Here is a 25,705-nt window from a genome sequence, read left to right as displayed (position 1 = left end):
CACAAAGCCGACACCCATCCGAGGCATCACCCTCCCTGCTCGCGAAGTTCAAGTCCTGGCTCTACGCCTGCAGGACACACGCACCAGGCAAGGCATGGCGAGGCCAGTAGGTACGTTCGAGGACCACCATGACAGCGCTCCTGAGTTGGGTCTCACAGTGTCCGATCAAGCCATCTCCGGCCAACACCTGTTCCCGTAGGTCACCGCCGAACGAGGACCGCCGTTTCGACAGTGCCCTCAGAGGAGAATGTGGTGATTCACAAGCGCCCGCGTCTTCTCTTGCCCGCACGCGCGTTCACGGCATCAACGACGCGTCGCGACCAATCCAGGTCGCCCTGACTTTGATCCGCGTTACGGAGGAGTTGGCGGAGTTCTGTCCATACCCGGGCTTCGGACCATTCGGTGAACCTCTGAAAGGCGATGTGGTTCGAGACACCGAATCCAGACGGAAGACGGCGAGCAGTTCGAGCGCGTGTCGTCGCTGCTTTTCGGGCATGTCGCGCAGGCTCATGGTGTCTCCATATGGCGTTGGGGGTGGGAGAACCGGATGCGGCTGGCCTTTGTATGCCTGAATCGGCTCGAACGGAGCGACCATCCGCTCTTCGGGCCACCATCTGACTGCTGTGCGAGAAGCTCGTGTCCGCGGCTCCTCGTGCCGTCACAGCCGATGATGCAGGTCACGGGCGGCGGCGCTCTCGTACGCCACAGACCGGACACGGGAACACCCCCCCATAATTACACATCCACGAGCAAACAACGAACAGGCAGCCCCTGACTCCCATGCTGCACCTCACGCGTCTACTGGGCCTCCATCGCGAACATGACCCGCCGCCTCACCGCCCCGAGTCCGGCCTGGCGCGACACCCTCGAGCCGGCTGCGTGAAAGTCCTCGAGCTCCTGGCAGACCTCCAGGCGCAGCACGAGAAGGCCACGACCCGGGCCGGTGAACTACGCGACACAGCGTTTACCGGGCCGTCGCGGACGCCTTCAACCAGCACCCCGACCAGGAGTTCCGATCTGAGCTGCACGAACTCCTCGGCGTGCCCATCGACGAGGCGTCGGTCAATGTCACCCGTGCTCACCTCGGACACCTCCTCCGTCAAGGCTTCCCCACCGAGCCCGGACGAGGCCACTACCAGAAACGGACTTAACTTCCATTCGGAACATTTGTCATTCGTGCGTCAAGAAATCGCCATGGCCCGGCGACGCCGGCGCGCGGACCGCTGCCGAAGCTCCGGAAACCGCAGCTCAGGCATGCCCTCCACGTCCACCCGTTGCAACTCCCGAAGTAAGAACTCGCGCAGCTAGGCTCGATGGGGTACCTCGGAAGTAGTAGAGAACAGGGCCTGGTGATCATGGAGTTGCGACGCTCTGTGATCACCGGGAGACCTGTGCCTGCCTTGCCGTCATGGCTGACCGAACCCCTGTGGGACCAATTCGCGGCGCTGCTGCCACAGCGGCCCGTCTACGCTCCGACCCACCCGCTGGGCTGCCACCGCACGCGGATCAGCGACCGGATCATCTTCGACAAGCTGCTGCAACTCCTCCTTTGCCAGTCTTGGAACTCAGGCAGTGCACGGAGTCGCGGCGGGACGCCGCCCTGCGGTGAACGCGGCCGGCGGGACACCCATGAAGTGGCGGAACTCGGCCGTCATGTGGGACTGGTCGTAGTAACCCGCCGTCGCGGCGATGTCCGACCACCGGCCGGCATCGGCCGCGAGCACGGTGCGAACGCGGTCGATGCGTGCGAAGTGCTTCGGGGACAAGCCGGTGCCGTCGGTGAACAGGGTGTGCAGGCGGCGCTCACTGATGTGCAACCGGGCCGCGGCCGTGGCGACAGTGGTGCCGACCAGTAGGTGTGCCGCCTCTTCGAGCCGCTCCGGAGGCTCCGGCCAATCGGCCAATGCTTCTTCGAGAGCGGCGACCGGATCGGCGGCGAGCTGGTCGACGTCCAGACCCGGCAGTTCGCGGAGCGGCAGGGCGCGATCGGCGAGATCACGCAGCGGACGGCCGAGCAGGGCTTGGGCACGACCCGGCCGCATACGAACCCGCACGCACGAGTGGCCGGGCGCGGCAACGTGATAGGCGGCCCGGGTGCGGGGGCCCATGACGATCAGCTCACGCTTGTCGCTGCGCAGGAGAAGTGTGGTGGCGTGATCGGGCACGTCGACGGCCGCCGAACCGGCCGCCGTAGCGACATCGACCCCGGCCACCCAACGGGCAAGGGCAGGCGGCATGTTGAGAGAGCTCACGCGGCCCACGATAGTGCCGAAACTTCCTATCACGCGGCGTGAGAGCGATGCGACCGTCGAGACATGATCCTCGTTACCGGTGCCACCGGCACCATCGGTAGTCACGTCGTGCGTCTGCTCACCGAGCGGGGCGTGCCGTTTCGGGCGATGTCCCGCCGCGAGCGGCCCGGCGGGGTGCGGGCCGACTTCGACGACCCGGCGTCGCTGGCACGGGCGGTGGCCGACGTCGACACGGTCTTTCTCGTGACCGTGCCCCCCGTGCCGACCGCGGACCACGACATCGCCCTGGTGACGGCCGCGCGGGCGGCGGGCGTCCGTAAGGTCGTCAAGCTGTCCGCCATCGGCAGCGGCGAGCTGTTCGACGGGGCGACCGTCGGCGCGTGGCACCTCGCCGCGGAGGAGGCGATCGAGGCCAGTGGGCTCGTGTGGACGATGCTCCGCCCGCCGAGCTTCGCCTCGAACTTCTTGTGGTATCGGGCGCTGATCCAGGCCGGAGAGCCGATCCCGAACCTGGCCGGCGACTCCCGGCAGGCCATCGTCGACCCAAGGGACGTGGCCGCGGTCGCCGTCGCCGCCATGACCAGCGATGCGCACGACGGGCAGCGGTACGACCTGACCGGGCCGGAGCTGCTGACGTTCGCAGACCAGGCGGCGATCCTGGAGGGCGTGCTGGAACGGCCGGTCAAGATCACCGACACGAATGCGCTCGACCAGTTGCCGGCCGGGATGAGCACCGGCATCGGCTGGGCGCGCGCCGGCGGTGCGGCCTACGTCACCGACCACGTGCCGCAGGTGCTCGGCCGACCGGCGGGCACGTTCGAGCAGTGGGCACGCGACCACCGGGAGGCATTCGCGTCAATGCCGTAACCCACCGCCGCCGACGGCCGCCAGGCTCTCGGGCAAGAGGCCCTCGTAGCTCAAGGGACAGAGCCCGTTCTCCTTTGGTGCTTCTGGTGCTTCGCCGGAGCCGGTGAGAACTCGCGCAATTGGGGGCGGGGTCATGGTCGCCGGGTGGGGCGGTCGTCCCAGCGGTGAGTGGTCCAGGCGCGGCGAACGAGGCTACGCACGGTGATAACGGCATCCGTGAGGTCGAAGAAGGCGTTGATGACGTCGATCCGGCGTTCGTAGCAGCGTGCGAGTCGATGGAAGGCGTTCTGCCAGGCGTGGGTGCGCTCTACGTGCCAGCGCCCGGTGGCCTGGACGGGAGCCTTCTCGCCCCTGTGTGCGATCCGGCCGCGCAGTCCGCGTTCGTCGAGGGTGATACGGGTCCTGCCCGAGTCGTAGCCGGCGTCGAGGTTCACGGTGATGTCGTCGGGCAGCGGGCCCAGGCCGTCCAGAAGGTCCAGGGTCGGGGCGAGCAGCGGCGAGTCGTGGCAGTTCGCCCCGGCCAGGACGCGGCCCAGCGGGATGCCGTACCCGTCAGTCATCCCCGAGCGTTTGAGGCCCTGTTTGCCCCGGTCGACCGGCGAGCGTCCAGCGGCTTCTCCGCCTCCGGGTGCCTTGGTGATCGACCCGTCGATGGCGACCTGGTCCAGAACGAGGCCGACGATGCGGTCGTACGCCTCCAGAGCGATGTGCCGGAGCCGGGCGAAGACGCCGAGCCGGATCCACTCGTCACGGCGGTTGCGAATCGTGGTGGCCGAGCAGGTGGTGTCCGCCAGGGCTTCGTAGGAGCAGCCGAAGCGCAGGAGTTGCAGCAGTTTGTCGAAGATGATCCGGTCGCTGATCCGCGTGCGGTGGCAGCCCAGCGGGTGGGTCGGAGCGTAGACGGGCCGCTGTGGCAGCAGCGCCGCGAATTGGTCCCACAGGGGTTCGGTCAGCCATGACGGCAAGGCAGGCACAGGTCTCCCGGTGATCACAGAGCGTCGCAACTCCATGATCACCAGGCCCTGTTCCTCTACTACTTCCGAGGTACCCCATCGAGCCTAGCTGCGCGAGTTCTAAGTCGTCGAACCGAGGGACAATTCCCCAAACCGCAGGTCAGGGGCCTTGGCGGTCGACTCATGGATCGCCACGCACTCCAGGTGACGCGTCATCGGGAAGGTATGCAGTCCGACCCCACCCGGGAAACATGCAGCTCAGAGGCGCTTTCAAGGACGAATCCAGGCCCCTCGGAAGGCTTCGTGCGTCATACGTGCGTCATCACCACAGCCGTGCGTCAGCAACCGCTGGGGCGCGCGGGCCGACTTCATCGACGAAGCAGGCGGTCACCGCATCTACCACACACCGTGTGATTCAACCCGTTGCGGCGTCGCCGTCAATGCGTGTCGGCGGCTGCTGAGCGCCCGGCGCGCCTGCCGAGCACCGAACCGGCGGTGAGTCCGGAGCCTCCCGGGTAGTTGAACCAGAAGAGCCCGCCGACGAGTTCGCCGGCCGCGTACAGCCCAGGGACGGGGCGGCCGCTCAGGTCCAGCACCCGCGCGTCGGCGTCGATCCGCAGCCCGCCGAAGGTGAAGGTGATGCCGCAGGTCACCGGGAAGGCGACGTACGGAGGAGTGGTCAGCGGCTGGGCCCAGTTGGACTTGGGAGGGGTGATGCCCTCGGTCCGGCAGCCGTCCTTGACCGTCGGGTCGAAGCGACCGGGAACAACGGCGGCGTTGAACCGCTCAACCGTCTCCGCCAGCCGGCCCTCGTCCATGCCGAGTTCCTTGGCCAGGCCCTCCACGGTGTCGGACTCCACCCTGGTGATGCCCGCCGAGGCGTACTCCTCGGGGCGCAGCAGCGGCGCGGACGTCGCGTCGAAGAGCTGGTAGGCGACGCCTGCCGGTTGCTTGAGGATCTCGGCACCGTACTTGGCGTAGGTGTAGTTGCGGAAGTCCGCTCCCTCGTCGACGAACCGGCGCCCCTCGGCGTTGACCACGATGCCGAACGGGTAGCCGCCGCGGGTGAGTTGGTTGGTCAGCTCCCGGTCGCCGGTCGCTCGGGCCTGGCTGTCCCAGGCCACCGCGTGGCAGCCGCTCCAGTGGCCGTAGGGTTGCGCGCCGGCCGCCAGGGCCATGCGGATGCCCTCGCCGGTGTTGTACGGGGTTCCGCGCACCAGGGCCAGGTCCCAGCCCGCGCCCAGGTAGCCGGCCCGCATCTGCGGGTTGGCCTCGAAGCCGCCGCTGGTGAGGACCACGCCGTCGGCCTCGATGCGCTGCCCGTCGGCGAGCATCACGCCGCCAACGGAGCCGTCGGCTGCGGTGGCCAGGCCGGTGACGGGGCTGTCGAAGCGGACTTCGATGCCACTGCGATCGGCGGCGGCAAGGTGCTGGTCGATCATTCCTTTGCCCCCGCCGACCACGCCGACGGCCAGTCCGCCCCAGAACCGGTAGCGCCCGTCCACCTCGTAAGCCTGCCGGTGGAACATGAGCTCGAATCGCAGGCCGAGGCTGCGCAGCCAGGTCATCGTCTCGCGGGATTCACCGACCAGGATCCTGGCGAGTTCGGGGTCGGTCCTTCCCTGGGTCACCCGGGTCAGGTCGGCGAGGAAGTCGGCGTCGGTGTAAGGGGCGAGGTCGACGCGTCCTGCACGGTCCGCGGGAAGTGGCTCGACCAGCGAGGTGAGGTCGGTAAGCCCGCCGTGGCTGGTGCGCATCGCCCCGGCAGTGAAGTAGGAGTTGCCTCCGGCCCATTGGCGGGGGGCCTTCTCCAGCAGCAGCACCCATGCTCCCTGCTGTCGGGCGGACTGAGCCGCGCTGAAGCCGGCGTTCCCGCCGCCGACCACGACGACGTCCCACTGCTCGGTCATGTGTACTCCCAGGGGTTCGGACAGCAGATGCCCGGATCGGAGATCCTTTCGGGGCTGGGGCGTACGGATGAGGGACTGTGTGCGTACGCGACCGCAGCATGGATCTCTTTCACCAGGGCCCGGCGGGCGGGTTGACGGCTGCGCGGCCCGCCCGCCGGGCAGTACGACGATGCGCCAGCAGCGCCATCAGTACAATCGAAAGAAATTGAAGCTGCTTTCATGAATGCTTAAGGCGGTCGGGATGAGCCTCGATGTACGCCGCATGCTGGTGCTGGCCGAGGTGGCTCGCCGGGGCTCCATCACGGCGGCCTCGATCGCCCTGAGCTATACGCCCTCGGCGGTGTCCCAGCAGATCAGCAGGCTGGAAGCGGAGGCCGGGCAGCCGCTGATCGCGCGGCACCCCCGGGGCGTCACGCTCACCGAGGCCGGCCGCACTCTGGTCGAGCATGCTGCCCGGATCGATCGCCAGTTGCGGGCCGCACGCCGATCCCTCGATGACATCGCGGGCCTGCACAGCGGGACCTTGCACATCGGTACCTTCCCCACCATCGCCGCATCCCTGCTGCCCCGCGTCGTGCGCGCCTTTCGCACCCGGTACCCGCAGGTTGAGCTGGCCGTGCACAGCGACCGCAACGCCGGCCTGATGGACCTCCTGGAGAGCCGGGAGATCGAGTTGTCCTTGATGTGGGACTATCCGTGGCGGCGCCTGGACGAGACCAACCTCGATGTCACCCATCTGCTGGACGACCACACCTGCCTGGTCGTCGCCACCGGCCACCCGCTCGCCGCCCGGCACTCCGCCGGTTTTGAGGAGCTGGCCGAGGAGAACTGGATCGTCCGGAGCGATCACCCGGTCGCCGAGCTGCTCAACCGTAGCTGCCGTGCCGCCGGCTTCGAGCCGAAGATCGCCTACCGGGCACACGACTACCAGGAAGCCCAGGCCATGGCGGCGGTCGGCCTGGGCATCACGCTCGCCCCCAGGTTCGCCCTGGCCAGCCTGCGGGACGACGTCACCACCATCGACCTGGGCCCCTCGGCCCCCGTTCGCCGCATCCTGCTCACCCGGCTGCGCGACACTCCACCGACACCGTCGACCAAGGCCATCGCGGAACTGTTCATCGAGACCGCCGGGACCCTGTGTTCCTAGACAGGCGTTCCGCGGTGTGACTGCCGGCGATCGCCGCCGTCCCGCGGGGCGTGCCCAGGACTCGTGACCGCCGAGCCGCGCGAATGGACGCGGGCGTCGCCGTCGAGGCCTGCATGCCCTCCAGCGCCAGGCCGACCAGCGGGAGCTATCGCGGGATGGGCGGGGGTCGCCGTCGACGACGACGAGGTCGGCGAGGAGGCCTGGGCGCAGGCGGCCCGTCAGGTCGCTCATACCGAGCAGGTCGGCGGCCGAGGACGTGGTGGTGGCCAGGACCTCGGCGGGACTCATACCGCCCTTCTCCATGAGGGCCAGTTCACCGAGGTATCTACCTCGCGACGAGGGAATCGAGCTGATGCTCGCCCACGGCACCTGGTTGGTGCCCACGCTGTCGGCGCCGCTCGCCGTGATCCGGCTCGCCGAGGCCGGAGGCAACATGCGCCGTCGCGTGCACCCCGGCGGCGCGGACCTCGGCCATCATCATGGCGAGTTCGTCGTCGCGGAAATGCGCGTGCCGGGGGTCGTCGCCGGGCGAGGCCACTCCCCCGGTGGTGCACACCTTGATCGCGTCGGCACCGGCCCGAAGGATCTCCCGCACGCGCAGTCCCTCGGCAACCTCGCCGCGTCCACCATCGCTGGCATCCTCTGGAGTGTGTTCTCCCCAGCAGCCGCATTCGGCTATCTGGCTGCCTGGATGCTCCTGGCCCTCGCCGGTCTCCTCCTCTCTCTTCGGCGCTGATCGCGGAGCATTCCGCACGTTCTGATAGCCCGGGTTACCGACAGGGTCGCAGTTCCGGGGGTGCGGTCGAGGTGTGCGCTGGTCAGGACGACCTTGGAGCTGGTGCCGTACGCGGGCTGTCCGTTGGGGTTGGGGCAGCGGCCGGTGTGGGTGCCGGATCGGTGAACGAACCCCCTGCTCGTGGTGCAGCGCCGGCCGATTCGAGCGGTAGCCGCGCTTCAGCGGCGTCCGGTGCGACGTTCTCAACTGCCTCGCTGGCTGTGTGCGGCGTCGAGCGTCGGGGTTGATGGCTGAGGGGCCGGAATGGGCAGCAGCCGGTGCAGCAATGACTGTTCAAGTTCGATCAGGATGTCTTCGCTGCTGGTGTGGTGACCTGGCAGGGTGTGCCAGAGGACCAGTTGGCCGTGCAGGGCGGTCCACAGGTGGATGCCGACGGTCTCCGCTTCCGATCGACGGGCGGGCGCGATCGCCGCGAGATAGGTGTCCACGGCGTGGGTCCATGCCTGGAGCACGGTGCCGAGGGGGGTCTCGGCGGAGGGCTGACGCTCGGGTTCGTATTCCAGGCTGAACATCAGCCGGTACCGGCGGGGCTTGTCGATGGCGAATCTGCGGTAGGCGGCGGTGGTGGCCCCTATCCGCTCCCACGGGGCGGCGCCGGCCGCGGCGGCCGCTTCCCCGGCCTCGCCCATCGCTGCGGCCAGCGCCCGGTAGGCGGCGTCGAGCACGGTGGCGACCAGTTCGGTCTTGTCCTTGAAGTGCAGATAGACGCTGGGCGCGGAGATGCCGACCTCGCGGGCCACTCCTCGCAGGGAGAGCGCGTCCTCGCGTCCCGTCTCCTCCAGGATGCGGGTCGCCGCGTCGAGGATCTCCTGCCGTAGCCGTTCCCCCTCGCCCCGCACATTGGGCACCCGTCTGACCTGCTGCTTCACGGCCACCTCCTCGCTGTGTGCACCCTATCTGCCCGCCCGGGCCCCCTACCCGTACGGCCGGCGCCGCAGAGGCGGAAACAGAGGATGCGGCTTCACACCCTTCGACTAACGGTGTTAGTCTATCAAGCAGAACACCTAACGCTGTTAGTTGACGGTGGAGAGGAACAGCTATGCCCTCGTCTGCGTCCGCCCCCGCGTTCGAACTCGCCCGTCCGAAGGACGCGCCTCTTGACCCTCCGCCCCTGTATGCCGAACTGCGGACGGAGCGCCCGGTCACCCGGGTCTCCCTGTGGGAGGGGCAACTCAGCGCGTGGCTCGTGACCCGCTGGGAAGACGCGCGGGCGGTGCTCGGCAGCCCGGCGTTCAGCTCCGACCCGTCTCGGCCCGGTGCGCCCAACTTCAAGCCAGGCACCCCGCAGCCCCGGCGCGGCTTCTTCCAGGGCCATGACGACCCCGTGCACGCCCTGATGCGGCGCACCCTGACCCGGGAGTTCATGGTCAAACGTATCGACGCGCTGCGTCCGGCCATCGCCCGTCTGACCGACGAGCTCCTCGGTGACCTCACGGGGCGGCCGGGCCCGGCCGATTTCGTGGAGCGCTTCGCGCTGCCGTTGCCCTCCCTGGTGATCTGCGAACTGCTGGGCGTGCCGTACGAGGACCACCCCTTTTTCCAGCGGCACTCGAAGGTCTTCGTCGACCTGACCGCCACGGCGGAGGAGACCACCCGTGCGCAGCAGGCACTGGCCACGTATCTGCTGGAACTCGTGCGGACCAAGCGCACGACGCCTGGCGACGACCTGGTCACCCGGCTCGCCGAGCAGGTCGAAGCCGGTGTCATCACCGAGCAGGACGCGGCCGACCTGAGCTCCTTCCTGCTGTTCGCCGGGCACGAGACGACGGCGAACATGATCGCGCTGAGCACCATCACCCTGCTGCACCATCCCGAGCAGATCCCGTACGTGCTCGGCGATCAGGACCAGGTGGCAGGCGCGGTCGAGGAGTTGCTGCGCCACATCTCGATCGTGCACGGCGGGCTGCGCCGTACGGCCGTGGAGGACGTCACCATCGGCGGCGTCACCATCCGCGCCGGCGAGGGTGTGATCATCCCGGTCGGAGTCGCCAACCGCGACCCGGAGGTCTTCGCCGCCCCCGACGACCTCGACCTGGAACGCGCCGACGCCCGCCGGCACCTGGCCTTCGGCTACGGCATCCACCAGTGCCTCGGCCAGCCGCTGGCCCGCGCCGAACTCCAGATAGTCCTGCCGGAACTCTTCCGCCGGCTCCCCGGCCTGAAGGTCGCCGTGCCGATGCAGGGCATCGCTTTCAAGCGGGATTCCATCGTCTACGGCGTCCACGAACTGCCCGTCACCTGGTGACCCGCACCCGCTTACCCCCCCCCACCCCCCCACAGGGAAGAACCGTCATGCGTGTAGAAGTCGACGTTCCCAAGTGCGTCGCCTCGGGCCAGTGCGTCATGCTCGCCCCCGACGTCTTCGACCAGCGGGACGAGGACGGCATGGTCGTCCTCCTCGAAGCTGCCCCGCCCGCCGGTCCGAGGCGTTCGTCCGCACCAAGGAAGCGCCCGCCTCCCAGCGCGTCGCATTCGGCGAACTCCTCAGGCCGGCCTACCTCCGCGCCGGCATCGGCATCTGGGTCGCATCCTTCATGGGCCTGCTCCTGGTCTACGGCCTCAACACCTGGCTGCCCAAGCTCATGAACGAGGCCGGCTACCCCATCCCCACGGCGGTCACCCAACTGCTCATCCTCAACGTCGGCGGGGTCGCCGGCCTGGTGCTGGGCGGCTTCGTGGCCGACCGGCGCGGCATCAAGCCCACTGCGCTCAGCTGGTTCGCGATATCGGTGGCCATGCTTGCCTGCCTCAGCATCAGGATGCACAGCAACCTGCTCCTCGACACCGTCGTCTTCCTCACCGGCGTGTTCGTCTTCTCCGCCCAGGTGCTGATCTACGCGTACGTGACGAACTTCTATCCGGCCTCGGTCCGCAGCACCGCCCTCGGCTCGGCCTCGGGCATCGGCCGTATCGGCTCCATCGTCGGCCCGACGATCACCGGTGCCCTCGTGGCGGCAGGCATCGGCCACCCCTGGGGCTTCTACTTCTTCTCCGCCGTGGCGGTCGCCGGATTCCTGGCCGTGCTCACCCTGCCCGCCCGGGCCGCCGCGCCACAGACGGAGGCAACCGCGGCCGCGCCGGCAGCCGAACCCGCCGTCTGACCCATCACGGAAGGGCGGTACGGCACCGAACGGGCCGTACCGCCCTGTGCTCGATGCGGTGAAGAACCCCGACAGCCACACTGAACCCATGGAACACGTCGGCCGGATACCCGCTCCGCCGCTCGACCAGTTCATCGACGACACCTACTGTCTGACCGGGGTGCCGCCCCACCGGCTGATGAACGTCCCGCCGATGCCGTCGGCGCACTTCTTCCTGCACCTGAGCAAACCCGTCCGGCTGTGGGACTCCGACCGTGCGTGGTTCATGGGTGTGTGGACGGAGGCGCTTCCTCTTCGAGTACCCCCCGCATGCGCGGCTCGTCGGCGTGCACTTCAAAAGCGCGATCACGAGCAGGCCGTGGCATTTGTTCCTGCCCGAGTGGTTCTTGCGGTTCTCGACCCCGGTGCGCCGCCGGGTACGTATCACCGAGCCGTCCAGCAGCACCACACCGCCACCCTTTCGGGCGATCTTCTTCAGGGCCCGGTTCAGGCGCGGGGCGCGGGCGGCCAGCAGCCCGACGACCTCCCGCATCCAGCGAGTGACGGTGGTGCGATGGATGCCGTTGCCGCCTGCCAGGTCGCCGGGCCGCTGGTCACAACGCAGTACCGCCAGCACGATGCCGGCGATCTTCCCCGCGGGCAGGGCCCGCCACCTGGAGCCGATCTTCTTGAAGTGGCCGCGTAACAGGGCAGCGAGCCAGTTCAGGGTGGCACTCGACAGCGGCAGGCGGGCGATGTGGACAAGACCGTCAGAGCCCTCGACGGGATGGTTGTTTTTCTTCACACCAAACTCAACTGCCGTCGGGGGCCCGCCGGTTACGCCCTCTTGTCGCCCCGGTCCGCAGCTACTACAGGCGTGCGGTGAACTTCCCGTGAGGCCGCTTGTGCAGCCGGCCCCGATCGGCGAGCTTGGTCATCTCCGCCCGCAGCGGATCCAGCCTCCCGCGCACCCCCACCTCAAGCCCCAACTCCTCACCCACCCCCTTGCCCTGCACCGGACCGCCAGCGGCCCGCACGATCGCCAGGATCCGGCGGTAGTCGGCGGGCAGCGCGGCCTCGTCGCCAGTCTCACCGCGGTGCGGGATCAGCAGCACCGCACGCCCCGCCACCTCCGCCTTCACCGGAACGCCGCCCACCCTCCCCACGATCCCCGGCGTATCGACACGGTGACGGATCGTAGGCGGCCCGCTCACGCAGGCGCAGCAGAACCAGAGAACCCTCCCGACCGACCGGTCAGACGATCTTCACCATGGTCACCCGCCGCCCACCAGCCCGAGCACCCCCGACCCCGCGCACACCAGCCCACCCGACCTGCACCTTTCACGATGCACACTACTCAGTGCCTGATCGGCACCTCGCCGACAATGGGACGCTGGGCGCATTAGACCAGTCACCTCGGGCTACGTGGGCTGATGGTGCGGCGTGGCGGAGTTGCTCGGGCGAGCGCTGTTCTCTTCCCGCGCTGCTCAGTAGACCCTCTCGAGCAGCGCCTACTGCTGAAGTTTCCTCGACTGCAACCGACGGACTCGAACAGGCCCGCCGGCGCGCGTCGACGCCGGCCAACTCGGCAGACCCGAAGGGCCGGTCTGAATCTCAGGGCGCACCAAAGAGCAGATGTCCTGCCCGGCGCAAGACGATCCCACGGCCGCGACGAGGTCGAGCACAGTGAGCCGCGCGTACGTCGCTCCCCCACGTCGCCGTCCATCGCTCGTACTGCCGGGTCGCGTTGGGCCATGCCGGGGCTGACCGGAGGACCGGCGCCCTCCCGGCACTGCAACCGATCCGGGACCACTGACGCCTGACGGTTAAACATACCATGTCTATCGAGGGATAGATCAGCAGAATCTCTCACAAAAAGGAACAAAAGCTCAGTTAGTGAGCTGCTTTCATCCCTGCACGACCGTTGACATGGGCAGGGTGAGTGCCGCAATTTCATGCGTGACATCCGGCACCACGCGGCTCAGGGGTCTGCAAGAAGTCCCGGAGCCGAAACGGTCACGCGGCGGTGCTGCCGTACGGGAACGGAGTGAGGACATGTCGTCAGGAACCTGCTCTGCCACGAGATCCCCGGAGTCCGCACAGACCGTTGCCGTTCGCAGCCGGTGACGCGCTCCATCCACCCGCTTGCGCCGCGGACTTCGTCGCCCGTAGGCCGTGGCGCCGAGTCAGTCACCTGCCGACCGTGTCCGGTCCGGGTTGCGTCGCGCACGTCGTGCTCCCGCCACAGAAGTGCCCGCCACTGACCACCGGCCCTGGTCTCCCACCACAGCTCTGACGGAGGTACCACCATGATCAACAGACGCCAGTTCCTGGCGAGTGCCACGGGTGTCGCGGCGACTGCGGTCGCAGGCAACGTCCTCGCCGCCGGCACCGCCCGGGCCGCGACCACGTACACCCCCACGTGGGCCTCGGTCGACCAGCACACCGCGGCTCCCGAGTGGTTCAAGGACGCCAAGTTCGGCATCTACTACCACTGGGGTGTGTTCAGCGTTCCGGCCTACGGGAACGAGTGGTATCCGCGCCGCATGTACATCAGCGGCGATGCGTGCAACCAACACCACATCGCCACGTTCGGTGACCCGTCGGCGTGGCCGTACCACAACTTCATCAACGGCGCGAAGGACCTGAACGGCAACTTCAACAAGTTCGCCCCGAAACTGAAGTCCGCGGGCGGGAACTTCGACCCGGACGAGTGGGCGCAGCTCTTCGTCGACGCCGGCGCCCGGTTCGCCGGCCCCGTCGCCGAACACCACGACGGATTCTCCATGTGGAACAGCTCGGTCAACGAGTGGAACTCGGCCGCCAAGGGCCCCCAGCTCAATCTGCTCCAGTTGTTCACCGACTCCATCCGGGCCAAGGGGCTGAAGCTCCTGGTGGCCATGCACCACGCGTTCAACTTCAACGGCTACTACGACCACGTGCCCGCGCAGTCCGACCCGAGCCTGCAGAAGCTGTACGGGCAGTTGGGCACCACGGCCGAGAACCAGCTGTGGTACGACAAGCTCAAAGAGGTCATCAACCTCGCCAAGCCCGACATCATCTGGCAGGACTTCGACCTCAACAAGGTCGACCAGACGCAACTCCTGAACTTCCTGTCGTACTACTACAACCAGGCCCAGGCGTGAGGCCGCGAAGTCGTCGCCACCTACAAGGACGGCCTGAACGGACACGGCGAGGTCTTCGACTACGAGCGCGGCGGCCCCGGAGACATCACCGCCCCCTACTGGCTCACCGACGACAGCATCTCCAGCTCCAGCTGGTGCTACACGAACGGCATCGGCTACTACAGCACCCAGCAGATGCTGCACTCACTGATCGACCGGGTCAGCAAGAACGGCAACATGCTGCTCAACATCGCCCCGATGGCGGACGGCACCATCCCCCAGGCCCAGAAGGACATCCTCCTCGGCATCGGCGACTACCTGCGCCGCTTCGGCGAGTCGGTCTACTCGACCCGGGCCTGGACCACGTACGGCGAAGGCCCCACACATATGGGCGGCGGCGCCTTCACCGCCCCGCAGGTCGGAACGGCACAGGACATCCGCTTCACCCGGAACAAGAACAACACCGTCCTGTACGCCACGGTCCTCGGCTGGCCGGGAAGCACGCTGACCATATCGACGCTCAACTCGGCCCGGATCAACGTCAGTTCCCTGGCCTCGGCGAAGCTGCTGAACTCCACCGCCGGCACCTACACGGACCTGCCCACGCCGACGCAGGACTCGACCGGGCTGCACGTGACCCTGCCGTCGTCGGCGCCCTTCTCCGCCCTGGCCTACGTCGTGAAGCTGACCTTCTCCGGCCAGATCCCCGCCGTGCAGCCGCTGTCCGGGGCCGCGGTCTACCAGGACGTCAACTACTCGGGCGGCTCCTCGCGGCTCCAGATCGGCTCCTACACCGCCGACCAGTTGTCGCTCGCCGGCCTGCCCAGCCGCAGCCTGTCCTCGCTGAAGCCGGCCCCCGGCTACCAGATCATCGGCTACTCCGGTGACAACTTCACCGGCACCGCCTGGACCTTCGACGCCGACAACGCCGACCTGCGCGTCACCGGCAACAACGACACCGTCGTATCGATGAAGGTGCAGCTCGCCCCCTCGGCATGGTTCAGGATCACCAACGTCACCGACGGGCTGGTACTGGACAGCGGCGGGAACGTCCCCAGCGGCTCCAACCTCAAGCAGTGGACCTGGAACGGCAGCACCAACCTGCAGTGGCAGGCCGTAGAACTCGGCAACGGCTACTACAAGCTGGTCAACCGCGCCAACGGGATGGTCGCCGACGGCGGGGGCGCCACCACGAACGGCTCCCCAGCCCTGGAGGCGACCTGGACCGGTGGCAACAGCCAGCAGTGGCAGCTCAAGTACCAGGGCGGCAACAGGTACTGGATCGTCAACCGCGCCACCGGCCTCGTCCTCGACGGCGGCGGCGACGTGCCCTCGGGCTCCGTGACCAAGCAGTGGTCCGGAAACAGCAGTACCAACGTGCAGTGGACCTTCACCAAGGTCTGAGCGGGTGGACGGGTGGAGGCCGGAGCAGCCGCTCCGGCCCCCGCTGGCGCGCAGGCAGGTGTGACCTGCCTCGCAGCATGATTGGCCGGCCCTGGGCAGTGCAACAACACACCGGAGGGCACGCAGGCATGAGCAACGGCCACACCTACGAGTACAAGGTCGTCAGTTTCAGGGAGTCGCTGATCGGTGACGCACTGGACAGCGACAAACTGGAGAAGATTCTCAACAAGCATGCCGAGGACGGCTTGGGCCTGAGAACCCCTAACAAAGTGACAGGTTGACCAGTCGGCGCCAGCAGATGATGCTGCAGGCCAGGCTGAGGAAGGCTTCGTGGATGTCGTCGCGGATCTCCCAGCGGATGCGCAGTCTGCGGAACCAGCGCAGCAGTGCAAAACTCTGCTCGACCACCCAGCGGTGCACGCCCAGTCCGGAACCGTGCTCGACTCCGCGCCGCGCGATGACCGGGGTGATCCCCAGGCCCGCACCTGCTTGCGGTACTTGTCGTGGTCGTAGCCGCGGTCGGCGTAGAGCGCGACCGGTCGTTGTCGGGGCCGTCCGCGTCGGCCGCGTACGGGCGGGACGGCCTGGAGCAGGGGGATGAGCTGGGTGACGTCGTTGCGGTTTCCGCGGTGCTTGAAGAACTGGTTGAAAAGGGACTCACAGCTGCCGGTTCGGTCGAGCGTCGCGACCTCGCCCACGGCTACGTCGCACCCGAAGCCGCATGAGGTGTCACGGGTGCGAGTAGTGAGGCCCGACGTGATGCGGACGGTGCGTCAGGCGTCGCTCGCCGCGGTGGCGTAGTCGTCGTAGAAGCCGCGGCCGGTCTTCACGCCGAGGCGGCCGGTGTCGACGTACTCGTGCAGCAGTCGGCGGGGCCCCTCGGGCAGGTGCGGATTCTCCGAGGCGTAGTGGTTTTCGATGTCGAGGACGACGTCCAGGCCGACCTGGTCCATCATCCGGAACACCCCGAGCTTCACGCCGGTGTTCACCTGGAACATCGCGTCGAAATCCTCCGGCGTGGTCACCCCTTCGGCCACGACCTCCAGCGCCTCGCGCTTGATCGCGGCCCAGACCCGGTTGAAGATGAAGCCGGTGCTCTCCCGGTGGGCCTCGAAGGGGTGCACTCCGTAGCGCGGCAGCTCGGCCTTGAGCCGCTCGATGATCGCGGGGTCGGTGGCCCCGTCGCTCATCAGGTCGACCGCGTTCTGCGCCGGCGGCATGTAGAAGTGCATGTTCAGTACCCGCTCCTTGTGCTCCACCTGCTCGACGAACAGGCGGGAGGCGTAGGAGGAGGAGTTGCTGGCCAGGATGGTGTCGGCCGGGGCGATCCGGTCCAGATCGGCGAACAGGCTGCGCTTGAGGTCGAGCCGCTCAGGCACCGCCTCGATGACCAGCCACGCGTCGTCCAGCGCGGCTTCCAGTGTGTCGACGCCGACCACGTGGCCCTCGGTGGCGCCGGGCCGGGAGGCGACCACCTCCGGCAGCTCTGCTGCGACGTAGTCCAGGGCCGCGGTCCGGACGTCGGCTGACAGGTCGTACAGGCGTACCAGCCCACCGTCGGAGGCGAACATCATCGCGATGCGGCGGCCGAGGGTGCCTGCGCCGATCACCGCGACCGGGCGGGCGGCGAGCTGACGAGAAGTGTGGGTCATCACGGGACTCCTTTGTGCACGTTCGGTCCGGCTGGTTGCCCGACACGCGAACTCGATGCAAACTGTACTCAATACGTTTTGTATCGCAAGGAGAGTGGAACAGTGCGCGAGTCCGAGGTGGCGCGTCAGGCGCTCACGCCGCTGGGGGTACCGGTTTATCCGGTGCGCGCGACCCGGTTCACCGACCGGGAGTACTTCAACATCGTCTACCGCACCGACCCCGATGCCCTGCGCGCAGTCGTGCCCGAACCGCTGACCGTGCCCGAGCCGCTGGTGCGGTTCGAAGTGATGAAAATGGGTGACGTCGAGGGCTTCGGCCCCTACCTGGAGAGCGGGCAGGCGATCGCCGTGGAGTTCGACGGCGAGGTGGGCGAGTACCTGCACGCCATGTATCTGGACAGCTTCGCCGCCACGGCTGCGGGCCGCGAGCTGAGTGCCTACCCGAAGGTGGCCGGCAGCCCGGCGCTGTTCACCGACACCGGTGCGCTGGTCGGCACCCTGGACCGCGGCGGCCAGCGGGTGGCCACCGCGACCATGCCCTACAAGTGGCAGCCCCTCGACCTCGATGCGGCCCGAGAGCAGATCACCGTGCCCACCTTCGCGCTCAAGCAGGTGCCCAACGTGTTCACCGGGCAGTTGCGCGCCTCGGACCTGGTCCGCACCGAGATCACCGACATCGTGGTCAAGGAGGCCTGGACCGGGCCCGCCCGCCTGCAGCTGTTCGAGCACGCGATGGCCCCCCTGGCCGATCTGCCGGTGCTCGAGGTCGTCTCCGCCAGCCACATCCTCACCGACCTGACCCTCAGCCCGGTCACCTCCGTGCACGACTATCTGAACAGCGGCTCGCCCCTCAGCCAGGAGGCAGGCTCGCAGCTGCCGACGGAGAGGATGGCCCGATGAATCACCCGACCACCCCCGCGCCCGCACGTCCACCCCGCCAGCGCAAGGCGACCCGCGCGCAGCTGATCGCCGCGGCCGCCGACCTGTTCGCCGAGCATGGCACCACCAACGTCAGCATCGGGGCGATCTGTGAGCGCGCCGGGTTCACCCGCGGCGCGTTCTACTCCAACTTCAAGACCGTCGACGACGTCTTCTTCGCCCTGTACGAACAGCGCAACGACGAGGTTCAGCAGCGACTGGAGGCGCTCGCCGCCGACGCACCGTTTTCTGAGCAGGCTCACTGTTCCCTGGAGTCCGTCGTGGCCACGATATTGCGGGCGCTGCCGATGGATCCGCAGTGGGTTGCGATCCGCACCAGTTTCGCGGGGCAGGCCCAGCACCGGCCAGAGGTCGCGGCCGCACTGCGCGAGCATGCCGAGCAGCTCCGTCGGCATCTCCAGCCGCTGCTGTTGCATGTCCTGGAGCTCACCGGCCGTCGACCGCTGGACTCCGTCGAGGATTTCACCCGGGCCGTCATCACCGCGCACGTCGGCGCGATCACTCAGTCACCACTCCACGACGATCCCGAAGCCGTCCGCGAAGCCGTCGTCCGCGGCATCATTCTCGGCCTGACCACCGAGCAGTGAGCAACAGCACCTCCGCTCAGCTCAGCAGTCCTGGCTGTGGACGTGATGGCGGGCCACGCTGCGCGGGTCGCGGACGACGCACGCGACAGCCTCTCGGTCCGATCGTTCACACGGGCCGGGTGCGCTTCAAAACCCGTTCCGCTCCAGCGGCTCAGCCGCCAAGGCGACCGTGCCTGCACGACGCGGGGCCCGTTCAGCCCTTTTAGTAAGCATTAGTCGTTTCGTTCTTCTGGGCTCAGCGCTGCTGAGACATTCAAAACACGAAGGGAAAAGCTGAGGATGAAAGAGATCTCGGGTCAGTGCGACGACCGGTTCGCCGCAGTGAGGAAAGCCTTCGAGCAGGCCCTGGACGAGAGCCAGGGCGGGGCATCGGCGGCGGTGTTCCTGGACGGCGAGCCGGTGGTCGATTTGTGGGGCGGCTACGCCGACCGTGCGCAGACCCGGCCCTGGACCCGCGACACCCTGGTCAACGTCTGGTCGGTCACCAAGACCATGACCAATCTCTGCGCGCTTGTGCTTGCCGACCGCGGGGAGCTGGACCTGTACGCACCCGTGGCGCGGTACTGGCCGGAGTTCGCCGCCGAGGGAAAGGACTCGGTCGAGGTCAGGCATCTGCTGTCCCACACCGCCGGACTGGCGGGCTGGGACGTGCCGCTGGCGGCTCCCGACGAGCTGTATGACTGGGACAGGTGCACCGACCTGCTCGCCGCGCAGAAGCCCTGGTGGCAACCGGGCACCGCCTCCGGCTACCACGCCGTGACCCAGGGCTATCTCGTCGGTGAGGTGGTTCGCCGGATCACCGGGCAGAGCGTGGGTCAGTTCTTCGCCGAGCAGGTGGCCACCCCGCTGGGCGCCGACTTCCACATCGGCCTGCCCGCCGAGGCCGACGATCGTGTCTCGAATGTCTTCAACATCGATGGCCTCCCCCTCCCGCCCGAGCTGGAGGAAACGGGTGCCAAGGTGTTCGGGCGCCCCAACGTGCTGGCCGACCCGGAGCCGTTCGCGGCCACGCGCGCCTGGCGGGCTGCGGAGATTCCTGCCGCCAACGGCCAGGGCAATGCGCGCTCGGTGGCCGCCGTGCACTCGGTGATCGCCTGCGGCGGCGAGGCACGCGGTGTACGAGTGCTGTCCGAGAAGGGCGTCCAGACCCTCTTCGATCAGCAGTCGGACGGCGCCGACCTGATCCTGGGAAAGCACGTGAAGTTCGGTATGGGCTGGGGGCTGGGCAACGACGATCTGCCCATGGCCGGGCCTCGTACCTGCTACTGGGGCGGCGCTGGGGGCCACATGGTCATCGCGGACTGCGACAACCGCCTGACCGTGGCGTTCACCATGAACCACATGAAGCTGGGCGGCAGTGACGGCAGCATCAACACCGGCGGCGACGAGCGGTTCCACCGCATCGCAGAAGCCGTCTATCAGGGCCTCGGCCGCCCGTAAACGCCCGCACCGACCACAGCAGGCGTGCTCGACGGATCCGTCGAGCACGCTCCAGACCTAGGACCAACGCACAGCGTGATCTTGAGCTGTGAGCCTCGACGGGAGCCTCGATCGGGAGATCGCCGCAGGCCGTGAGCATGAAGCAAAGCCGCTCCTCGATGTCCAGCATCGCGGATGGCGCTCTCCCTGTCTTGCGACCGACACTGCGCAGTACTTGCGGCCAGGCCGAGGCCCCACCTCTGGCCTGGCCCGCTGAACTGCGAGCGGACGGCGAAGGGATGGACGGGCCAACGGCACGAGCGCGCCGTTCCGCCCGGGATTCCCTTCGGTACGCCGGGCGAGGTCGTCGGCCAACGTGCCGGCTTCCGCGTCGACGAAGCCCGGGGTCTGCTGGGGCGTTGGCGCTTGTGCCCTTTGACCATCTCCTGCAGCGGGCGGCGCGGGCGGACCGCTGGAGAGTGTGGCGTCCCCGGCCCGGATGATGGGCTGCATCTACTCGTCCTGGAGGTTCAGCCAGTGCATCGCGTCCAGGGCGATGCCGACATTGGTGCCGTGCCGGTCCAGAGTGACGGGCAGGCGTTCTTCGGCGCGGCGAATGCGTTGCAGGATGGTGTTTCGGTGGGTGAACAACAGCTCTGCTGTCCGGGATGCGTTGTACCGCTGGTGGATAAACATTCGCAGCGTGTCACGTAGGTCCTGTGGGCCTGTGGCCAACGGGCCGAGAGTCGCGTAGATGAATTCGCGTAGCCGGGCTTCATCTCGGGCCAGCAATATGACGGCGGCGACGTCGTCATAGAAGGCGACCCGGTGCGCGTTGTTGCTCTGCACCAGCCGTTGGGTCTCCACCGCGCGGTCGTGGGTGCGTCGGAACCCGTCCACTCCCTCGTCCAATGAACCGATCGCAAGCCTGACGTCGCGGTGCGGGGCTAGAGCGGTCTCGAGTGCCTCGGCCGAAACTGGGATTCCGGGCGTCAGCCACAGCCACAGCGACGAAGCGCTGGCATGAACGAGCAGCCGGCTTCTGGACTCCGCGATCCGGCTGAGCGCGCTCGCCACCTGCACGAGTGCCGCGCGATCGGCGAACTGTGGTGGCGCCCAGAGGATTACCCCCAGATGTCTGGCTGAGAGCGGGTATCCGAGACTCTGATCAACACCGGTCACAGGAACCGGTGTTCCACCCAGGATGAGATTGACCAGCTCGAGGCGTCTTACGTGCTCGTCGCCCGACAGAGCTGCGCGCTCCTGCTCCAGAATGTCGATCACGGCAGTGACTGTGCGGTCGACCCAGAGCGACAGTGAGCGCGAGGCCCGGTCAAGAGCGGGCTGCAGGACGGCGGTTTCATCGCACAGTGAAAATGCGATCCGCATCAAGATGGACCACATCGCCTGTTGAGCGGCGTAGTTGGAAGCGCGGAAGGTGTCCTCCTCACCCCAGCGATACCCGTCGCGCGAGATGTTGACGATCTGGCTTGTCAGGAGGGGCTCCACGTCCCGCCACGGGTCCTCGTACATCGAGCGTGCCCAATGATGGGAGTAGGCCCGGGTCGCCTCACCGATCGCCTCAGAAATGGAGGGGTCCGATCCGAAGCGGGCATCGATTGCGTTGACAAGTGCGTCCTGGATCGGACCCAAGACGGAGGGATCGGCCAGGAATTCCTTGCACATGGTGCGTAGCAACTTTTCGGAGTCGCCCCGCAAACCGGCGCCATGCATAGCGCTCACACTACCCCTCCTTCCTGTGCCTTGTGCTGTGCACTGTGCACTGTTCTCTCGGTCAATGCTGTGCACCACAACATTGAGTGGCGCCTGTCACAGGTCGACCATGAGTGCGTCGGTGCACTCGCCGACCCCGCGATCGGACAAAGGCGAACGGCGATGGGAGAGTCAGGTGACTCGTGTGTCAGGGCCCCGGACTGAAGCGCGATTCAGGTCCGGTGATGGCGAGCGTGAAGCAACGATCTTCCGTCCCGCCGTTTCCGACGATCGAGGGGCCCTACCGATCATCGTGCTCGCGCACGGAATCTCCGGGGTCAAGAGCCACCCGCGAGTCGAGACCCCCGCGCTGCTCTCGCTCTACCAGGCCGGCCGGTTGAACCTCGACGAGCTGATCACCACCAAGTACCGGTTCGAAGACATCAATCAGAGGTGCCAGGACATGAAAGAAGCCAAGAACATTCGCGGCATGGTGAGCTACACGGACGCCGACCGTTGAGCGCCCCGGCCTACACCGGCACCCCCGCAGGCGGCCAGGTGCTGGACCGGACGTCCCTGTACATCGACGGTGAGTGGGTGGCCTCGGCCGGGACCGACCGGATCGAGGTGCTGAACCCGGCCACCGAGGAAGTGATCGCCCAGGTCGCGGCCGGGACACCGGCGGACGTGGATCGCGCGGTGGCCGCTGCGCGCCGGGCGCTGCCGGCCTGGTCGGCCCGGCCGCCGGGCGAGCGGGCGGACTACCTGGAGAAAGCCCACGAGGCGCTGGTGGCCCGGACCGACGAGATCGCGGCGCTGATCTCCCGGGACATGGGGATGCCGCTGCAGGCCGCCGCGTCCATACAGGTCGGTCTGCCTGCCTTCAACCTGGCGAACTTCGCCCGGCTGGCCCGGAGCTTCACGTTCGACGGCCCCGAGGTCGGCAACTCCCTGATCGTGCGGGAACCGATCGGTGTGGTCGGCTGCATCACCCCCTGGAACTTCCCGCTGCACCAGATCGTGCTGAAGGTGGCGGCTGCGCTCGCGGCCGGCTGCACGGTGGTCGTCAAGCCGACCGAGGTGGCTCCGCTCGCGGGTCATGCGATGGCCTCGATCTTCGACGACGTCGGCCTGCCGGCCGGGGTTTTCAACCTGCTCAGCGGGTTCGGCCCGGTGGTCGGCGAGACGCTGGCGGCGCATCCCGGGGTCGACATGGTGTCGTTCACCGGCTCCACCCGGGCCGGGAAGCGGGTCGCGGTGGTGGCGGCCGAGACGGTCAAGCGGGTCGCTCTGGAGCTCGGCGGGAAGTCCGCCAACGTGCTGCTCGACGATGCCGACTTCGAGCGGGCGGTAGCCGACGGCCTGGCCAAGTGTTACGTCAATTCCGGTCAGACCTGCTCGGCGCTGACCCGGATGCTGGTGCCGGTCGACCGGCTGGCCGAGGCGGAGCAGATCGCCGTCCGGGTGGCCGGCGAATACCAGCACGGCGATCCGTCCGACCCGGGGACCCGGCTGGGGCCGCTGGTCAGCTCGGCCCAGCTGGAGCGAGTCCGGTCGTACATCCAGAAGGGCATTGACGAGGGCGCAACCCTGGTCGTCGGCGGGGTGGAGAGCGGGCGCGACCCTGCCGACCTGGGCCGGGGGTACTACGTGCCGGCCACCGTGTTCTCCGGCGTCACCCCGGAGATGACGATCGCCCGCGAGGAGATCTTCGGCCCGGTCCTGTCGATCATGCCGTACCAGGACGAGGACGACGCCGTCCGGATCGCCAACGACACCGAGTACGGCCTGGCCGGCGGGGTCTGGTCGGCCGATCCGGAACGAGCGCTGCGGGTGGCCCGACGCCTGCGGGCCGGTCAGATCGAGGTGAACGGAGGCGCGTTCAACCCCGGCGCACCGTTCGGCGGGTACAAGCAGTCCGGCGTCGGCCGCGAGGGCGGCGCCCAGGGACTGGAGGAGTTTCTCGAGACCAAGGCGATCCAGCGCTGATGCGCGACGAAATCACCAGACCCGATCAGGAACCCGAGGAGGACACGTGACCACCAGGGAAAAACCGCGCAAGTGGATCAACGCCGAGATCGAGGCGCTCGACCCGGACGTCGACCATGCCCGGATCTGGCGACTCGGCAACGCCTACCGGACCAGCCCGATGATCCTCAACATGGCGGTGTGTCAGGGCTTCCTGCGGCTCGTCGGGCCGGGCAGCGGCGCACGCACACTCGTCCGCGGCGGCAAGGGCAAGGTCGTCCTGCACCAGCAGCGTCGTATAGAGGGCACCATGCACGCGGTGTGGACCTGGTACCTCGGCGAGGGTGCGCACGACCCGAGCGTGCGTGAGTCCGTCGAACGGGTCAACCGGCAGCACGACGCCTGGGCGGGGAAGTACCCCGACGCGATCCTGGACGTACGCCAGTACACGTACACGATCTGCATCCTCGCCGCCGAGCCGCACCGGGTGATGGAGCGGCTCGGTCTGCCCGGCTTCAGCGCCAAGGAGCAGCGGGCCGCCTACCGGCACTGGTCGCAGATCGCCGGGCTGTTCCGTATCGGTTCGGACCAGGGCGTCCCGTTGCCGGCGGACTTCGACGGGATGCTCGCCTTCCTCGCCGACTTCGAGCGCAACGACTACTCGACCGCTCCGGAGAGCAACGTCGTCGCCGAGGCGATGCTGCAGCAGTTCTGCGACCGCTGGTTCCCCCGCCCGTTGCACGGGCTCGGTCGTGCCCTCGTGCTGTCCCTTGCCACCCCGGACCTGCTCGCCGTCCACGGGCTCAAGGGCCCGCGACCGCTCGTGGTCTGGACCCTGCGGCGGACACTGCGCACGCTCATCACCGTCCAGGTCCGGTGGGCGCCCGACCCGGTCGAGGTGGCGCCGATCCGCGCCGCGTTCGCCAAGCCCCGCCCGGAGACCCCGATGGGCGGCCGGCTGAAGGCCGCGCTGTCGGGCATGAGGGAACAACGGCCCGTGCCGGACGGGCCGACGAGTACGGACGCCTGACGTGCCGGCCGGGACCGGTGCACGGTCGTCGGGATCCTCGCCCCGTCCGCACCGGGTCCCGAACTCGACCCCGCGGCGGTCGTCGGCCGGCTACCGTCCCCGGCCGGGCGGTCGCGGGCGGCCTCGCCTCGACCCTTGTGAGGGCCGCGGCCGGCCTCTACCCGGCGGTCCGTGCTGCCGGGGTCGCTCCGACCGAGGCGCCGGCGACGCCGTCAGCCGACACCGCGCGGCCCGCCGCCTCACCCACCGGTTCGTTGCGAAGGCTCACGCCGTGCTGACGTCACCGTTCACCACTCGGGTGGCGTCCGTGATCGTGCTGACCTCATGCCGACGGATCTTCCGCAGCAGCCGGATCAGAGTGCTGCGCTCGCGGGCGGTCAGGGCTCGGGCCCATTCGGCCTCGCGGGCGTTGTTGCGTGCGAAGAGCTCACCGACCACGTCGTGTCCGTAGTCGGTGAGCTGGATGGTGACGGACCGGCCGTCCTTGTCCGACCTGCTGCGCTGGATGAGTCCCTTGCGTTCCAGGGTGTTGAGCACCGCCGAAACGCTGGCCTGGGAGACGTTGGTCAGCCGGGCGAGCTGCAGCGGGGTCAGTTCGCCGACCGTCTTGACCGCGAACAGGGCACGAAAGCCCGCCCAGGTGAGGCCGGCCGGGCGCTGGACGCTGACCTCGAAGTCCTGCTGGAGTCGTTCAGCCGCTCTTACCAGTCCGAAGATCATGAGCATGGCGTCGATGTCCGCGTCCGGCGCGAAGGATCGTGCGGCCTCGGCGGCCTGGGCGTCGGCCTCGGCGGGATCGCCGGGGATCGGGAGCTGGGACTGGCTCGGCTGCATGAAGGGACTCTGTCCTCACCATTAGGAGA

At 68.1% G+C, this 25,705-nt stretch carries 21 protein-coding genes and 5 pseudogenes; 15 read left to right on the top strand and 11 right to left on the bottom strand.

Annotated elements, in window-relative coordinates:
- Positions 1 to 295 precede the first annotated feature (295 nt).
- Positions 296 to 511 (bottom strand): hypothetical protein, encoded by a 216-nt coding sequence (locus D1369_RS43210; protein ID WP_158680111.1) that lies wholly within the window; start codon positions 509 to 511, stop codon positions 296 to 298.
- Between the two features lie 880 nt (positions 512 to 1,391).
- Between D1369_RS43210 and D1369_RS38010 the strand changes: the two are divergent.
- A pseudogene (locus D1369_RS38010) lies at positions 1,392 to 1,550 on the top strand (IS5/IS1182 family transposase); the annotation flags it as partial.
- Between the two features lie 15 nt (positions 1,551 to 1,565).
- Here the strand turns inward: D1369_RS38010 and D1369_RS38005 are convergent.
- Entirely contained in the window at positions 1,566 to 2,252 is a 687-nt protein-coding gene (locus tag D1369_RS38005) for an AraC family transcriptional regulator (RefSeq protein ID WP_240436128.1), read from the bottom strand.
- 63 nt (positions 2,253 to 2,315) lie between these two features.
- On the opposite strand from D1369_RS38005, the gene D1369_RS38000 reads away from it, so the two are divergent.
- Complete coding sequence (locus D1369_RS38000) at positions 2,316 to 3,119, top strand: NAD(P)H-binding protein (RefSeq protein ID WP_007379920.1); 804 nt, start codon at positions 2,316 to 2,318, stop codon at positions 3,117 to 3,119.
- A 131-nt stretch (positions 3,120 to 3,250) separates the two neighbouring features.
- Here the strand turns inward: D1369_RS38000 and D1369_RS37995 are convergent, their stop codons facing one another.
- Together D1369_RS37995 and tcuA are read right to left on the bottom strand one after the other, a co-directional pair.
- Positions 3,251 to 4,093 (bottom strand): IS5-like element ISSsv1 family transposase, encoded by an 843-nt coding sequence (locus tag D1369_RS37995; RefSeq protein WP_007379921.1) that lies wholly within the window; start codon positions 4,091 to 4,093, stop codon positions 3,251 to 3,253.
- Positions 4,094 to 4,509: 416 nt separating this feature from the next.
- Positions 4,510 to 5,982 carry an FAD-dependent tricarballylate dehydrogenase TcuA gene (tcuA, locus tag D1369_RS37990; RefSeq protein WP_007379922.1) on the bottom strand — a complete coding sequence of 491 codons (1,473 nt, stop codon included), beginning with the start codon at positions 5,980 to 5,982 and terminating at the stop codon, positions 4,510 to 4,512.
- A 241-nt stretch (positions 5,983 to 6,223) separates the two neighbouring features.
- On the opposite strand from tcuA, the gene D1369_RS37985 reads away from it, so the two are divergent.
- Together D1369_RS37985 and D1369_RS44220 are read left to right on the top strand one after the other, a co-directional pair.
- Complete coding sequence (locus D1369_RS37985; RefSeq protein ID WP_118082906.1) at positions 6,224 to 7,129, top strand: LysR substrate-binding domain-containing protein; 906 nt, start codon at positions 6,224 to 6,226, stop codon at positions 7,127 to 7,129.
- Positions 7,130 to 7,481: 352 nt separating this feature from the next.
- Positions 7,482 to 7,865: a hypothetical protein gene (locus D1369_RS44220; RefSeq protein ID WP_037898926.1), complete on the top strand. Its 384-nt coding sequence runs from the start codon at positions 7,482 to 7,484 to the stop codon at positions 7,863 to 7,865.
- A 242-nt stretch (positions 7,866 to 8,107) separates the two neighbouring features.
- On the opposite strand, the gene D1369_RS37970 is transcribed toward D1369_RS44220, so the two are convergent.
- The gene (locus tag D1369_RS37970) at positions 8,108 to 8,794 is read right to left on the bottom strand and encodes a TetR/AcrR family transcriptional regulator (protein ID WP_050789664.1); all 687 of its coding nucleotides are present in this window, start codon (positions 8,792 to 8,794) and stop codon (positions 8,108 to 8,110) included.
- A 170-nt stretch (positions 8,795 to 8,964) separates the two neighbouring features.
- Here D1369_RS37970 and D1369_RS37965 point away from each other — a divergent pair, with 170 nt between their 5' ends.
- The 3 genes and pseudogenes from D1369_RS37965 to D1369_RS37955 all read left to right on the top strand — a co-directional run.
- Positions 8,965 to 10,170, top strand: coding sequence for a cytochrome P450 (locus D1369_RS37965; protein ID WP_007379925.1), 1,206 nt, complete (start codon positions 8,965 to 8,967; stop codon positions 10,168 to 10,170).
- Positions 10,171 to 10,217: 47 nt separating this feature from the next.
- Positions 10,218 to 10,343: pseudogene (locus D1369_RS37960) on the top strand (ferredoxin); the annotation flags it as partial.
- A 2-nt stretch (positions 10,344 to 10,345) separates the two neighbouring features.
- Positions 10,346 to 11,026 (top strand): annotated as a pseudogene (locus D1369_RS37955) (MFS transporter); the annotation flags it as partial.
- Positions 11,027 to 11,030: 4 nt separating this feature from the next.
- On the opposite strand, the gene D1369_RS44215 reads toward D1369_RS37955, so the two are convergent.
- Positions 11,031 to 11,810, bottom strand: a complete 780-nt coding sequence (locus tag D1369_RS44215; RefSeq protein WP_240436127.1) for a transposase family protein — start codon at positions 11,808 to 11,810, stop codon at positions 11,031 to 11,033.
- A 64-nt stretch (positions 11,811 to 11,874) separates the two neighbouring features.
- The gene (locus tag D1369_RS37940) at positions 11,875 to 12,162 is read right to left on the bottom strand and encodes a hypothetical protein (RefSeq protein ID WP_240436126.1); all 288 of its coding nucleotides are present in this window, start codon (positions 12,160 to 12,162) and stop codon (positions 11,875 to 11,877) included.
- Between the two features lie 1,152 nt (positions 12,163 to 13,314).
- Between D1369_RS37940 and D1369_RS37935 the strand changes: the two are divergent.
- Together D1369_RS37935 and D1369_RS37930 are read left to right on the top strand one after the other, a co-directional pair.
- Positions 13,315 to 15,534, top strand: a pseudogene (locus D1369_RS37935) (alpha-L-fucosidase).
- Positions 15,535 to 15,662: 128 nt separating this feature from the next.
- On the top strand, positions 15,663 to 15,815 hold the full coding sequence (locus D1369_RS37930) for a DUF4177 domain-containing protein (RefSeq protein WP_118082905.1): 153 nt from the start codon (positions 15,663 to 15,665) through the stop codon (positions 15,813 to 15,815).
- Here D1369_RS37930 and D1369_RS37925 read toward each other — a convergent pair.
- Positions 15,796 to 16,157, bottom strand: a pseudogene (locus D1369_RS37925) (transposase); the annotation flags it as partial. The gene D1369_RS37930 and the pseudogene D1369_RS37925 sit on opposite strands and share 20 nt — an antisense overlap.
- A 150-nt stretch (positions 16,158 to 16,307) precedes the next feature.
- Positions 16,308 to 17,186 (bottom strand): 3-hydroxyacyl-CoA dehydrogenase family protein, encoded by an 879-nt coding sequence (locus D1369_RS37920; protein WP_037898931.1) that lies wholly within the window; start codon positions 17,184 to 17,186, stop codon positions 16,308 to 16,310.
- A gap of 102 nt (positions 17,187 to 17,288) precedes the next feature.
- Here D1369_RS37920 and D1369_RS37915 point away from each other — a divergent pair, with 102 nt between their 5' ends.
- From D1369_RS37915 to D1369_RS37905, 3 genes are all read left to right on the top strand, one after another.
- Positions 17,289 to 18,086, top strand: coding sequence for an acetoacetate decarboxylase (locus D1369_RS37915; RefSeq protein WP_007379931.1), 798 nt, complete (start codon positions 17,289 to 17,291; stop codon positions 18,084 to 18,086).
- Positions 18,083 to 18,712: a TetR/AcrR family transcriptional regulator gene (locus D1369_RS37910; RefSeq protein WP_007379932.1), complete on the top strand. Its 630-nt coding sequence runs from the start codon at positions 18,083 to 18,085 to the stop codon at positions 18,710 to 18,712. The genes D1369_RS37915 and D1369_RS37910 overlap by 4 nt, the downstream gene beginning before the upstream one ends.
- 279 nt (positions 18,713 to 18,991) lie before the next feature.
- Entirely contained in the window at positions 18,992 to 20,152 is a 1,161-nt protein-coding gene (locus tag D1369_RS37905) for an EstA family serine hydrolase (RefSeq protein ID WP_007379933.1), read from the top strand.
- Positions 20,153 to 20,644: 492 nt separating this feature from the next.
- Here the strand turns inward: D1369_RS37905 and D1369_RS37900 are convergent, their stop codons facing one another.
- Complete coding sequence (locus D1369_RS37900) at positions 20,645 to 21,865, bottom strand: helix-turn-helix domain-containing protein (RefSeq protein WP_118082903.1); 1,221 nt, start codon at positions 21,863 to 21,865, stop codon at positions 20,645 to 20,647.
- A gap of 292 nt (positions 21,866 to 22,157) precedes the next feature.
- On the opposite strand from D1369_RS37900, the gene D1369_RS37895 reads away from it, so the two are divergent.
- Genes D1369_RS37895 through D1369_RS37885 form a run of 3 tightly spaced genes read left to right on the top strand, consistent with a single transcriptional unit; the run spans position 22,158 to position 24,842 of the window.
- A complete protein-coding gene (locus D1369_RS37895; RefSeq protein ID WP_037898933.1) occupies positions 22,158 to 22,364 on the top strand; it encodes a hypothetical protein in 207 nt (68 codons plus the stop codon).
- Positions 22,361 to 23,833, top strand: a complete 1,473-nt coding sequence (locus tag D1369_RS37890) for an aldehyde dehydrogenase family protein (RefSeq protein WP_237557591.1) — start codon at positions 22,361 to 22,363, stop codon at positions 23,831 to 23,833. Before D1369_RS37895 ends, D1369_RS37890 begins: the two co-directional genes overlap by 4 nt.
- Before the next feature lie 46 nt (positions 23,834 to 23,879).
- Positions 23,880 to 24,842 carry an oxygenase MpaB family protein gene (locus D1369_RS37885; protein ID WP_007379937.1) on the top strand — a complete coding sequence of 321 codons (963 nt, stop codon included), beginning with the start codon at positions 23,880 to 23,882 and terminating at the stop codon, positions 24,840 to 24,842.
- 264 nt (positions 24,843 to 25,106) lie between these two features.
- On the opposite strand, the gene D1369_RS37880 is transcribed toward D1369_RS37885, so the two are convergent.
- The gene (locus D1369_RS37880; RefSeq protein ID WP_007379938.1) at positions 25,107 to 25,676 is read right to left on the bottom strand and encodes a MarR family winged helix-turn-helix transcriptional regulator; all 570 of its coding nucleotides are present in this window, start codon (positions 25,674 to 25,676) and stop codon (positions 25,107 to 25,109) included.
- Between the last annotated feature and the right edge of the window lie 29 nt (positions 25,677 to 25,705).

This window comes from Streptomyces sp. CC0208 (assembly GCF_003443735.1).
GTDB classification, from domain to species: domain Bacteria; phylum Actinomycetota; class Actinomycetes; order Streptomycetales; family Streptomycetaceae; genus Streptomyces; species Streptomyces sviceus.
Note: the sequence above shows the minus strand (reverse complement) of the source record. Positions and strands in the feature narration are given on the sequence as shown.

Coding starts and splice junctions, on each gene's coding strand:
- D1369_RS43210 (WP_158680111.1), bottom strand. CDS start 511: ATGAGCCTGCGCGACATGCCCGAAAAGCAGCGACGACACGCGCTCGAA.
- D1369_RS38000 (WP_007379920.1), top strand. CDS start 2,316: ATGATCCTCGTTACCGGTGCCACCGGCACCATCGGTAGTCACGTCGTG.
- tcuA (WP_007379922.1), bottom strand. CDS start 5,982: ATGACCGAGCAGTGGGACGTCGTCGTGGTCGGCGGCGGGAACGCCGGC.
- D1369_RS37985 (WP_118082906.1), top strand. CDS start 6,224: ATGAGCCTCGATGTACGCCGCATGCTGGTGCTGGCCGAGGTGGCTCGC.
- D1369_RS44220 (WP_037898926.1), top strand. CDS start 7,482: ATGCTCGCCCACGGCACCTGGTTGGTGCCCACGCTGTCGGCGCCGCTC.
- D1369_RS37965 (WP_007379925.1), top strand. CDS start 8,965: ATGCCCTCGTCTGCGTCCGCCCCCGCGTTCGAACTCGCCCGTCCGAAG.
- D1369_RS37930 (WP_118082905.1), top strand. CDS start 15,663: ATGAGCAACGGCCACACCTACGAGTACAAGGTCGTCAGTTTCAGGGAG.
- D1369_RS37920 (WP_037898931.1), bottom strand. CDS start 17,186: ATGACCCACACTTCTCGTCAGCTCGCCGCCCGCCCGGTCGCGGTGATC.
- D1369_RS37910 (WP_007379932.1), top strand. CDS start 18,083: ATGAATCACCCGACCACCCCCGCGCCCGCACGTCCACCCCGCCAGCGC.
- D1369_RS37905 (WP_007379933.1), top strand. CDS start 18,992: ATGAAAGAGATCTCGGGTCAGTGCGACGACCGGTTCGCCGCAGTGAGG.
- D1369_RS37900 (WP_118082903.1), bottom strand. CDS start 21,865: ATGCATGGCGCCGGTTTGCGGGGCGACTCCGAAAAGTTGCTACGCACC.
- D1369_RS37880 (WP_007379938.1), bottom strand. CDS start 25,676: ATGCAGCCGAGCCAGTCCCAGCTCCCGATCCCCGGCGATCCCGCCGAG.